General features: G+C 38.4%; 10 protein-coding genes. 3 read left to right on the top strand and 7 right to left on the bottom strand.

From position 1 onward, the window contains the following. Both IEV36_RS18675 and IEV36_RS18670 read left to right on the top strand, forming a co-directional pair. Window positions 1–307: FAD-dependent oxidoreductase (locus IEV36_RS18675; protein WP_188393539.1), on the top strand; the 307-nt coding region annotated here is incomplete at its 5' end. 145 nt (window positions 308–452) lie between these two features. Further along, window positions 453–797 (top strand): hypothetical protein, encoded by a 345-nt coding sequence (locus IEV36_RS18670; protein WP_004772688.1) that lies wholly within the window; start codon window positions 453–455, stop codon window positions 795–797. A gap of 53 nt (window positions 798–850) precedes the next feature. On the opposite strand, the gene IEV36_RS18665 is transcribed toward IEV36_RS18670, so the two are convergent. Both IEV36_RS18665 and IEV36_RS18660 read right to left on the bottom strand, forming a co-directional pair. Continuing rightward, complete coding sequence (locus tag IEV36_RS18665; RefSeq protein ID WP_004772690.1) at window positions 851–1462, bottom strand: glutathione binding-like protein; 612 nt, start codon at window positions 1460–1462, stop codon at window positions 851–853. Between the two features lie 205 nt (window positions 1463–1667). After that, window positions 1668–4109 (bottom strand): ExeM/NucH family extracellular endonuclease, encoded by a 2442-nt coding sequence (locus tag IEV36_RS18660; protein WP_005258073.1) that lies wholly within the window; start codon window positions 4107–4109, stop codon window positions 1668–1670. 183 nt (window positions 4110–4292) lie between these two features. Between IEV36_RS18660 and trmB the strand changes: the two genes are divergently transcribed. Beyond that, complete coding sequence (trmB, locus tag IEV36_RS18655; RefSeq protein ID WP_004662584.1) at window positions 4293–5009, top strand: tRNA (guanosine(46)-N7)-methyltransferase TrmB; 717 nt, start codon at window positions 4293–4295, stop codon at window positions 5007–5009. Window positions 5010–5078: 69 nt separating this feature from the next. Here the strand turns inward: trmB and IEV36_RS18650 are convergent, their stop codons facing one another. The 5 genes from IEV36_RS18650 to IEV36_RS18630 form a co-directional block, all read right to left on the bottom strand. Further along, on the bottom strand, window positions 5079–6167 hold the full coding sequence (locus tag IEV36_RS18650; RefSeq protein ID WP_005258075.1) for a DUF6708 domain-containing protein: 1089 nt from the start codon (window positions 6165–6167) through the stop codon (window positions 5079–5081). Window positions 6168–6179: 12 nt separating this feature from the next. Beyond that, window positions 6180–7271 (bottom strand): DUF6708 domain-containing protein, encoded by a 1092-nt coding sequence (locus IEV36_RS18645; RefSeq protein WP_005258077.1) that lies wholly within the window; start codon window positions 7269–7271, stop codon window positions 6180–6182. A 6-nt stretch (window positions 7272–7277) separates the two neighbouring features. Continuing rightward, entirely contained in the window at window positions 7278–10199 is a 2922-nt protein-coding gene (locus IEV36_RS18640) for a T6SS effector BTH_I2691 family protein (RefSeq protein WP_005258079.1), read from the bottom strand. After that, a complete protein-coding gene (locus tag IEV36_RS18635) occupies window positions 10189–10872 on the bottom strand; it encodes a DUF4123 domain-containing protein (RefSeq protein WP_005258082.1) in 684 nt (227 codons plus the stop codon). The genes IEV36_RS18640 and IEV36_RS18635 overlap by 11 nt, the downstream gene beginning before the upstream one ends. Further along, window positions 10869–11880 (bottom strand): DUF2345 domain-containing protein (locus tag IEV36_RS18630; protein WP_188393564.1); only part of this gene is annotated, 1012 nt, incomplete at its 5' end. The genes IEV36_RS18630 and IEV36_RS18635, both read right to left, overlap by 4 nt.

Here is an 11880-nt window from a genome sequence, read left to right as displayed (position 1 = left end):
TGGCGCTCAAGTAACGGCATTAAAATACAAAGACCGTGCGACTGATGTTGAACATACGGTCGAGCTTGCAGGGATCTTTGTACAGATTGGGTTATTGCCAAACACTGATTTCTTAAAGAACAGTGCTGTCGAGTTGAGCAACCGTGGTGAGATCGTGATTAATGATCGTAACGAAACCAGTGTTAAGGGGGTATTTGCTGCTGGTGACTGTACTACCGTGCCATACAAGCAAATTATCATTGCCACAGGTGAAGGCGCCAAAGCATCACTTTCTGCCTTTGATTATATGATCCGTTCTGGTGTATAAAATGATTTAAAAATAAGACACGCACTTAGATTGACCGATGTAAGTGCGTGTTTTTACAAATTTTCAACTTTATTCTTTGTGCAGTTTATGGTTATATTTTTGGTATCCATTCCTATTGGATGCCACAAAGAAAAGGAAATAGACAATGAATAAATTACTTGTTGCATTAGGTCTTGCTGCTACTGTTGCGCTTGTAGGCTGTAATAAAGATAAAGCACCTGAAACAGGCGCGACCACGGGTGAACATTTAGAACACGCTGCTGATCAAGCTGGCGCAGATATTAAAGACGCAACTCAAAATGCGACTAACGATGTTGCAACTGCTGTAGATACAGCGGGTGATCAAATTGATGCTGCTGCTGATCACACTGCAACGGCGACTGCTGAAGCTGCTGCAAAAACTGAAGCTGCTGCACGTGATGCAACCACTAAAGTTGCTGGTGCTGTAGAATCAGGCGCTGCTGATGTGAAAGAAAAAGCTCAACAATAATTTTGTTGAAATAAAAAAGCCTCTGTAAACAGAGGCTTTTTTATTGGGTTGTATTAGCTCAACAGCCCTTCATCACGCATCGCAATCTGAACCGATTGACGCTCAGCAATTTTATTACGTAGCGCTACGATATGGATATACGGTGTTAAATCATGTTCGATATGGTTTGACCAGTTGGTTAACACAAACAAATAGGCATCTGCTGGACCAAAATTATCATCGACCAGATAATCACAATCCCAACCCGCCAGATAGTCATCGATATATTTCAATAAACGATCCACTTCAGCATATGCCTTGGTCTTCTCATCGTCAGTCAGTTTACCGGTGAAGAAAACCGCATAAGCATCATGCAGTTCCGAATTCAAATATCCCAACCATTCCAGTACTTTTGCTCTTCCCATCCCTGATGGCGGAATCAAGTCCTGTTTTGGATCGTGTTGCGCCAAAAACGGTAAAATCGCAACATTCTCGGTTAAAATCAAACCTGGATTAATTTCCAAAGCAGGGACATATCCCTTTGGATTAATCTCGTAATAATCTGCACCTTTTGAGGTTTTATGTGTTTTTAGATCAACGCGTTCTAAATCAAAATCGACATTTATTTCATTTAAAATAATATGGGCTGCCAATGAGCATGCACCAGGTGAATAATACAACTTCATAATTGATCCTTGTTATCTAACAACTTATGCTCTAGAACGTTCCTACGAAACTCGAGAACAGAATAACTCAAACTTATAATAGCTTTCATGCTAAGAACATCTACACCACTACTATTAATGAATTTTTTTCTGCCTTGCAAGTTATATTCCGTGACGATTGATTAATTTATGAAAAAACTCACTCGATCTCGTCACAGATATACCGTTACGCTCTGCCAAAAAGTTTGCCTAACCATTCAAAAAGTGAATTTAAGAACGCTGCAATGACACTTTTCGGATGCTCAGGTTCAAGTTGCGAATCAGCTGATTTCATATCCAGATCAACAATCACAGGATCATGGTCTGAAGAACGATATGCATCGGCTGAGAAGAACAAGTCCTTTTGCTCATCAGTTTTATATTCTTCGTTATAGTCCAGTACCGTTGGCTCGTCCGCATTGATATGCCATGCAAAGGTTTTGATCACACGCTTATAAAGGTTGGCATCCGCAATGGCATGATCCAAATTACCTGCACCACCATAACCCTCAGCATTGCTTGACACACCAAAGACATAGCTATAGGCATTGACACCCTCACCGACCTTATGATCATTCAATAACACTTTATAATTGGCTTTTTCAAACGTCAGGATTGGATCTTCTTTGGCATAGCTGTTCATATCACCCAATAATAAAATATTCGAATTTTTGACTTGAGTTGGATTCTTGGCAATCCATTGCGTTAATTGTTCAACCGCTTTCACACGCGTTGGATTCCAGCAGCCTTGTCCATCTTTTTGATCAGCATCTAAAGAATTGGCATCTACACCAGAACAGCCTTTCGACTTAAGATGATTTGGAATAACCGTAAAAATCTGTCCGCCCTGTACTGGTTTAAATGACTGTGCGATTGTGCTACGGTTTTTATCCCCCAAATCCAGTACAGCTGCTTTATTGACAGGTTGCACCCGTTTAGCGTTATAAATAATCGCAACTGCAATCACATCGGTACCAAGCTGATTCAATCCTTCAGGAATCACATATTTCCAGTCTGGGCCTAGCGCCTTGGTTAAATTGGCAATGGCACTGTCACTGCCATAACCATTGTTGGCAATCTCCATCAAGCCATATACATCAGCATCAATTGATTTTAATGCATTGACGATTTTCGCATGTTGCTTGTCAAATTCAGCTTTGCTATTGGCACCACGTTCGGTTGGAAAGCCATTCTTGCCATTGTCATAGTTGAGTACATTAAATGCAGCTACACGGACATGTTTGCTTTGTTTAGCGGCGATGCTCGTGCGTGGATTAGAACTACTCACCACTTCTGGCAAGTTCGCCCCCACAATCGGTTGTACGCGCCATGCATTAAAGCGATATTCCAAAATACCTTGAGTATTTTTTAACTGATATCCTGAACGTAGCGTATTTAAAGCACTAAAGTTTTGTGGCAACCATGGTGCTCGATTCTGGTTGTTATAGCCATCATCAAAAATAATCTTGGACAGCAGATTTTGTTGCGCTAAGGCTTTTGCTTCATTCGACAGTGCTGGATACAGATTGGTTGGAATAAACAAACGACCAAGGCTTAAAGATAATTCACCATAGCGCCCAAAATTATAGTTTTCACTGACGGTAAGCGTTTGCGGGAACTTGACCAGCATACCTTGATAACGTTTTGGTGAGTTCCCCGTCGTCTCGGTTAGACTGTTAAATGGCAAGTTCAACGCAATTGGCTGGATCTGATCTGCCATATTCTGGTTACAGGTGAGAATATCCTGTTGTAACTGATCGATCTGAAGCTGGTTTTGATAACTGGTCAAACGACCACGTAGAATGACTTCATCGCCGATCTGTCCACCTTTCACTGTACTGCTCGCAGGAATATAGACAAAGATGGCATTACTAACATTTGGCATGGCTTTGCTATCAGGCGTTTGTACATAAAAACCTGAGAAGCCATTGTTATAACGATAATCCCCTGTAATCACCCCTCGAATGGTATAGCTTTGGTCTTGTGTTGAGTCTGCCAATTTTGCAATCGGCGTATCGCTACTACTACAGCTTACATTTTCAGTAACAGGTGGAGTTGTGGTTGACCCTGTTAAATTGGAAAAATCATTGCGATCTGTCCATGCCTGCCAAGATTGATCCAGATCAAATGGACTGGTTGGATCAATACTCACCACAGGATTTTCGGTCTGTGTGCGTTTAAAGCTGTTGCCCATACTAAAAACAGTTGTGCCCCAACCATTTGTAGGACGTTCACCAATGCGGCCAAAACGATCTATAGGTGTACCGCGATACAGCAAAACAACCGCATCATCGCCATTAAAGGATAAGCCAGCAACCTGATTCACCTTATTTCCTAATTGCGCTTGTAATTCTGAACGGCCGATCAGGAATTTTTGTTTGCTAGCTAAACTGCCCTGTAAGGGAAATGCTGCGGTTTTAACGGTGCCACCATTATTAAACTGCTGGATTTCATAATCCGCCAGATTCACCGTAGTTGCATCTGGATTATAGATTTCCAGTCCCTTTTTATTACTACTGCCATCGACATATTGGCTAAACATCAATTGTGCATGTGCAGCAGAAAAGATTGAAGATACGCCTAATAAACCTAGACAAATGGCGATCGAATGATATTTAAAATTATTCATGATTTTTTACTTAGTGTTTAAATTGCCATTAGGCTATGCAAGTTCTGTGACAGCACCATGAAGATTTTTTGACAAATTTTCATCATTTTCAAAAATAATCAGCGAAATAAAATCACTTAAAAGTTTGACTTGTCCACCTGAGCACTTAAAATACGGCATTTCTATATTTATATCTCCAGAATCATGTCAAACGATCAGTTAGAAACGCAAATTACGGAACTCGACAATTTGCCTGAGCACCGTGAAATTGTGACGTTTATGCGTCGTTCAGCTCCGCTCAATACTTCACAACGTACTGCTTTAGAAGATTATCGTGATTTAATTTTGGAATACCCTGTTGGTGATTTACGTCAACATTTTGAACATCCTGAACGCCCATTAACCGTTGAAATCGGTTTTGGTATGGGTCGTTCTTTGGTATTAATGGCAAAAGCCAATCCTGAACGTAACTTTGTCGGAATCGAAGTACATGTTCCTGGGATTGCACAGTGTGTGTATGAAGCAGGTATGGCGGGCTTAAAGAACCTGTTTGTACTGGATGCAGATGCAATTCAGGTATTACGTGAAATGCCAGATAACAGCATTAACTGCGTACAGCTTTACTTCCCAGATCCATGGCAGAAGAAGCGTCACTTTAAACGCCGTTTTGTGATTCATGAGCGTATGCAACTGGTTGAACAAAAGCTTGAGTTGGGTGGGACTTTCCATGCAGCGACAGATTGGGAACCGTATGCAGAGTGGATGCTTGATATCCTAGACAATCGTCCTGATATGGAAAATTTGGCAGGTAAAGGCAATAGCTATCCTCGCCCAGAATGGCGTCCAGTGACTAAATTTGAACGTCGTGGTCTGGAATCTGGTCATAAGATTAATGACTTTATTTTTAAGAAAATAAAGTAAGCTGATTTAGTTTTCGAAGAAAGTCACTAAATGTTTAGTGGCTTTTTTATACGCCCTTAACACAGCAACTTACCCATAATTCCAACTTAAGTAAGCTAATCCTGCCAGAAATGCGATAAAGATAATTGTCCCAACTAAACAGCCTAGAAACAAAATAAGTTTTTCAGCCGAAGTAAACACTAATGGTGCAAGGTGACGTTGTTTCCCTATTGAGTCATAAGGGTCATTACTATCAATCTGACATTTTTTTTCAATATGGGTAGGCCATTGAGGTATTTTTGAAAAATATACTCCCAAGCGTCTTAATAAAATGAGTGAGAATAAAGGAAAAGCAACTGTTGCTATTCCATTATCTCGTTCCGCAGGGCGGGTTTGCTGGATGATTTCTTCACCATCAAACTGCATATAAACTCGTTCAAAGCTCTCTTTAAAAGTTTCTTTCCTGTTATAAACATCAAAAAACTCTGGAATAGCCGCATCTATACTTTTTAGATCATCACCTTGCATATAGGCTTTAAAGAATGCCAAATGCTGATCAACCAATTCTTTTCCATATATTTTTGTAATAAAAGGGAAAATGATTTCTTCTTCTACAATATTATCAGCATTTACCAAACTTGCTCTTAACTCAATATCAAACCGCCCTTCTTGTACAGCAGAAAAACGTAAATCCTGCCAGTTTAGCTCAATGATTTTTTGTTGTTGAGGAGAAAAAGCATATACTTTCTGGGTTTTCCGATTAAAACGAATTGGATAATGGGTATAGCCAAATAAATCATACTTTGCCATTTTATAATTCGAATAGACTAAATAAACTAAACCAATCGTTAAACATGAGAATACAGCTACACTCCAGTAAACTTGTTTAAAGTACAAGCTATACATAAAGAATAGAAACATAAAAATAGCAAAAAATAATGCGGCCCACATAGGCAGTGCTAATGCTGTTGCACGCCCACGAATAAACTCCCAGCTATCCATGACCTCCACAAAAGTAGAATTAAAACGAATAACCTGACGATGGGGATAAAGCTGATCCATTTTCAGGCTTTTTATATCAATCTCCCTTAAACGTAAACGACCGTTTTTATTCGGAATTCCAACTTCAAATGGTTGATTAAGTGTCGTAAACTTGGTTTCGTAGTCTTCTCTTAACATCTGATCTTATTCTTATCTATAGTTCCAACTTAAATAAGCCAATCCTGCCAGAAATGCGATAAAGATACTTGTTCCTAATAACCAACCTATAAATAAAATACATTTTTCAGCTGAAGTAAACACTAACGGTGCAAGGTGACGTTGTTTTCCTGTTGAGTCATAAGGGTCATTACTATCAATCTGACATTCTTGTTCAATATGAGTAGGCCATTGAGGTATTTTTGAAAAAAATATTCCAAGACGTCGGACTAATATAGTTAAAGACCAAATAACTGCCATCATTGAGACACCAGAAATATCTTTTTTTGCTGGACGTGTTTGCATAGCTAATTCATTAAGCACATCGTTTGACATGTAAACACGCTCAAAACTTTCTTTAAAAGTTTCTTTTCTGTTATAAACATCAAAAAATTCTGGAATAGCCGCATCTATACTTTTTAGATCATCACCTTGCATATAGGCTTTAAAGAATGCCAAATTTTGATCAATAAAATCATTATTATCAAATGAAATATATGGGAGAATTATTTCTTCTTCTACAATATTATCCGCATTTACTAAACTTGCTCTCAATTCAATATCATATCGTCCTTCTCGTACTGCAGAAAAACGTAAATCTCGCCAATTTAGCTCAATGATTTTTTGTTGTTGAGGTGAAAAAGCATATACTTTCTGGGTTTTACGGTTAAAACGGATCGGATAATGAGTATAACCAAATAGATCATACTTCGCCATTCGGTAGTTTGTGTAGACTAAATAACATAGAGCAACCGTTAGGCATGAAATTATGGCTATACTCCAATAAACTTGTTTAAAATACAAACTATATATAGCAAATAAGAACATAAAAATAGCAAAAAATAATGCAGCCCACATCGGAAGTGCTAACCCAGTTGCACGACCACGAATAAACTCCCAACTATCCATGACCTCCACAAAAGTGGAGTTAAAACGAATCACTTGGCGATGGGGATAAAGTTGTTCCGTTTTCAGGCTCTTTATATCAATTTCCCTTAAACGTAAGCGCCCATTTTTATTTGGAATCCCAATCTCAAAGGGTTGATTGAGTGTGGTAAACTTGGTTTCGTAGTCTTCTCTTAACATGTATACTTACTCGTAAATCTTTTCAAATTCAGTTTTTTCGACGGCTTGGGTCCAATTTTCACTCTTTTTACCCCATGCCGATGCTTCCAGAAAATTACGTATTTCTCTTTCTTTTAACAGGTCAATACCATAACTAATAACAATTGATACACCAATTAAAATTAACCCCCAATAACCACCACGTAAACCCAGAAGCATGGTAGTACTATTAATGAAGGCACGAGTTGTAAAAAATATCACAACAGCATTGACATAATAGGATGTCATAATGAAATATTGATCTTTCTTCAGAGCTTCATTTCCTTTTAATACCTCAACTGCAGCTAAGAGTATCGCACCACCATATAAACCTAAGCTGGCAATCCTTGCCATTCTCAATTGCCTTAATTTTAGAATAGGGCTTTCCCCTATTTGAGCAATTTTCATTTTAAGTTGACGGTCCATCACATCAGCGACATTTCCAAACGTTGCTGCAATCACCCCAACAAAGTTCATCCCTGTTTGTAAATTAACACCTGTCGCTACCCCTTGCGTTGCACTAATTAATGCCAACGACTGCAAACCAAACGCAAATACACCAAAACCCAAACCCGTACCTTGCCGAGCAAATACTTTTTGGCTTTGGCCTTCTAGTTGGTTTAATTGTCTACTTTGCTCCAAAGCACCAGCAACTTTATTATCTGCTACAACTTGTCCAGAACCTCGCACTGCTCCATGCATGGCTTCACTGATTTGAGCCTGAGTCATATTGGGATTAATCTTGGCTAACTGTTGAGTATCCAGATGCAAGACCATATAAACCTTGGTCCGCATTTTTCCTAAACGGTGAAAATCTATGTCTGTATTAAAATTTTCCAGTAATGCTTTTTTTAAATTAACTTTAAAGGTATTTTTAGCGTTTTTCTTGGCTTGCCGAGATTCAGCCTCATCAAAGTTAATAGGCGAATCGCGCATAATTTGCTGAATAATATCGGTTAACTTTCCAGCATATGCTTTTGTTGTTAATGTTTTCCCAGAAAACACCTCAAAGCTTTTCATTGCCACTGTTTTGGCGGCATCTGGGGTTTGATTAGCACGCCCATGAAATACACGTGCCACTGTGCCACCGATTTGTTCGGAAAAGATATCAATTTTTACTTTAATGCTTTCTTTAATCGTTTTAACTTGTTCTTTATAATTGTCATGCTGCGTAATACTACTCTCATCAAAAAATTGTGTTCCGGCAAATGCTAAAGTCGTGATCTGATTTTTACCTAAAAAATCATTCACCGAGTTCACGGTATCCTGCAAGGATTTAGAATCAAAGATAAAAGTTCTCAGCAGATAATTCTTCCGATTGCTATAATTCGCCTCCTGTAACAACTCTGCAAAATATTTCGAACATAGTTCCAGGGTATCGGCATTACCAACAATTCGGGAGTTAATCGTTATAAAATTACTCGCAGAAAATGGACTTTTATGATCAAAAGCATTCTCCATGTAGTTCAATAAAGTATCTGACTTAAGCCACTCAATATAAAATTTGATGATTGGCTCAATTTCTGTTTTACCATAGCTGAGTATCTTTTCTGCTTGCTGCTCTAGCCAATCCTCCATGGCCTTTTGTTTGAGTTTATCGGAAAAACTATCCACCATTCCCAGAAAGCTTTTTTTATTCCATTCGTTTGCAAATTCCTCATTTACATCTTTGGTGAGTTTAATAATATCTTTTTCTTCAAAATCAAAGAAGTTTTCCATGTAATGTTGTCTTTTCAACATCATATTGTCATGGATTTTTTCAATACTCTTCTGAGCTTTCTCAGCTTGATCCTGAGTGGGAAACATAGGCACATGAATATTGGCTTTATCTTGTTCAGGAATGCCTTCCAACATGTGTTCAGCACCATAGCGGAAACCGTATAGATTCCAGAGATCTGAATATTTTTCGCTGTGAATTTTTGCTTTAATCAAACCTTTGAGTTTAATAATTTGTAGCGCACTTTGATAAAGCCGTTCTTCCTCAGGCGTTCTAATCTTTTCTGCCAAGTAGTTAATAATAGACAGCGTATCTTCTAAAATTCCCACTGGATCATTAAAGACAATCACTCTCTCCTTCGATGTTACATACGGAACAGCAGGAGCTGATTCATCAAAAACTGGCTCTTTGGTTTTAGGATCTAATACCGGTTTATTATTTTTATCGGTCTTGATCGCCTGAAAATTAAAGGTACTTTCCCCAGTTTCATCACTAAATTCATCTGTTTCATGAAATGGGTATTTAATAATATCTTTAATTAAATCCGCTTCCCAAGGAACTAATTTTTTGACCACCTCAATTTGATCTTGTGTGCTATTTTCAAGACAAGACATATAGTCAATATATGGGAGTTGATAATCTGTTGGCTTACTAACGTTAATCTGACTACATATCTTCTTACGTAAATTTTCATCGGTTTCAAATTGATTACAACTCTCGATACTGAGTTGATGTCTTGAATAAAATAAATCTACAACGGGTGAAACGTCTTTGTTTGGAAACAAATCAAGTAACATCGCATTAGAACTTGATTTTTGTTTACTGGTAACAGGATTTATAAAACAAACATAATCTTTGGCCTTGGGTTGAACCCCCATGCTATCTTTATCCATGGCACTAATAAAACCATTGGCATTGACATTGTAGGCATGTACATTCTCATCATTATATTGCCCTACACGCCATTCTTTGGCATAGGCGTACAAGTACCCTTCATTTAATCGTCTATAAACATATTTTAAACCTTTGGGTAAAGCAGGCAATTTCTTCGCAAAAATGTCTTTAACTTTAAAATTATCAGAATTTTCAGTCACTAAGGCGACAGCGATTCGAACAGGATAGAATGAGCCTAAACGCTCGCAAGTTTCACAACGATCATATCTATATTTTTCTGCAACAGTATTATCTGTCATTTTTCACCTCAAACGCTAAATATTGTTTTTCCATAAAGTCCATTAAAGCTTGGAAATCAGTATTTTTTCTACAGAACTCTTTTATATTGGAATTGATTTGATCAAAATTTTTGAGCTGTATTCTAGACTTTTGAATAGATTGTTCTGAGCTAAGATCTAAAGCATTTATTTCAAAAGAATGCCCCATTAAATCAAATGACCATGTATCAAAAATTGAACGATATCGTCTGAGCCAACGATCAATATCAGTATTTAAAATCTGGTGATCTCTTGACATATACAGGTGCACGAGTACCCTAGGATCGTAGAATCGAAACAATGTATTTTTATTGATGAGCATCAACTTTGTTAACTGTTCTGCCAGATCATCTAGTTCTAGATCAGTCTTGATCAGATTTTGCACCAAAGCCATCTGATCAAATTTATTGATATATTCAGTTTGTTCTAATAAATAAATATTTTCATAGTAATCATGCAATAAGGCTGAGCTCATTGAATCAATACGTATCACAATTGGAGCAATCTGTTTTTCCTTAAAGACATTAATTGCTAAAATTTTATACTTAACTTTTTCACTCTCATAAATGTCCAGTAAGTTTCTAAACAAGTACTGGTCATATAATATGTAATTAAATTTCTGAAAATCCTCAAAATTTAACTTACCCTTAATCATTTTATTCTCACGCTTGACTTACCGCTTGAGGCAGCATCTTTCATCTTATATTCACAATCTTTTAATTCAGGTAAGTCCAAAATTGTTTCATTTATATTTTGTCCACCCATAAACAAATGCTGCCCTGCCTTCACTTCAAACTTGCCACCTGTGGTTGGGAAAATCCCTGAACCATCCAGCTTGATCTGAGAACCACCCGCAGTAATCACAATCTCTTTCGGACTGGTAATTTCAATACGATCTTCTGTTGAAATAATCTGAATCCCTTGCTTAGCCAATAAATCCATTCCATCTGACTGAGCCTGAACTTCAAACTTACCTTTGGCAGCGACCTGTTTAATCCCATTTTGCGCGGCAAACAGGCTCGCTTTACCACTAACATGGGCTACTAGATTCTTTTGCGTACTTAGATTAATACTGTCGCCTGCAAACTGATTGATCTGCCCATCCGCAGATAAATGAATATCTTCATTGGTGCTCAGGCCAATACCTTCCGGGGAACTCAATAACAGCATCGCTTTATTAAACTTAGCAATATCAGCTTCAATTTCATCAGCAAATGCTTTCAACTGATCCAATGATTCAATTTCATCGGTCTGCTGATTCTTGGCCACCTCACTTAAGGCTTTGGCATTGCTCTGGTTGCCCTCCAATTGTTGTTTGGCTGGCTGGGCATCAAGGTATTCGCCTTGCGCCTGATCCTGTTTATGCGTGGAAACGAGTAGTCCTTCTCCAGCTCGGACTGCACCCCATTGATCGGTACGCAGCTCAAACCCTTCACCGCGGTCTTCACTTTCGGCCTTGTCTTTAGGATGGCTCAGTTTACCTAAGTTAAGTTGGCTGGCAGCGTGGCTGCTTTGTAGTTGGGCGCTGATCTGACCCGTGGTGTCATCAAAGCGTAACTGGTTAAAGCCTTCGCCTTGGTATTCTTTGGACTTGATCCCTGCCAGTTTCTTGGTGTCAGGCAGCTTGCCTGCATTGTCGAATTTGGTCGGGCTGCGTTGTGCT

The organism is Acinetobacter vivianii (assembly GCF_014635885.1).
Taxonomy (GTDB): Bacteria; Pseudomonadota; Gammaproteobacteria; order Pseudomonadales; family Moraxellaceae; genus Acinetobacter; species Acinetobacter vivianii.
Note: the sequence above shows the minus strand (reverse complement) of the source record. Positions and strands in the feature narration are given on the sequence as shown.

Coding starts and splice junctions, on each gene's coding strand:
- IEV36_RS18670 (WP_004772688.1), top strand. CDS start 453: ATGAATAAATTACTTGTTGCATTAGGTCTTGCTGCTACTGTTGCGCTT.
- IEV36_RS18665 (WP_004772690.1), bottom strand. CDS start 1,462: ATGAAGTTGTATTATTCACCTGGTGCATGCTCATTGGCAGCCCATATT.
- IEV36_RS18660 (WP_005258073.1), bottom strand. CDS start 4,109: ATGAATAATTTTAAATATCATTCGATCGCCATTTGTCTAGGTTTATTA.
- trmB (WP_004662584.1), top strand. CDS start 4,293: ATGTCAAACGATCAGTTAGAAACGCAAATTACGGAACTCGACAATTTG.
- IEV36_RS18650 (WP_005258075.1), bottom strand. CDS start 6,167: ATGTTAAGAGAAGACTACGAAACCAAGTTTACGACACTTAATCAACCA.
- IEV36_RS18645 (WP_005258077.1), bottom strand. CDS start 7,271: ATGTTAAGAGAAGACTACGAAACCAAGTTTACCACACTCAATCAACCC.
- IEV36_RS18640 (WP_005258079.1), bottom strand. CDS start 10,199: ATGACAGATAATACTGTTGCAGAAAAATATAGATATGATCGTTGTGAA.
- IEV36_RS18635 (WP_005258082.1), bottom strand. CDS start 10,872: ATGATTAAGGGTAAGTTAAATTTTGAGGATTTTCAGAAATTTAATTAC.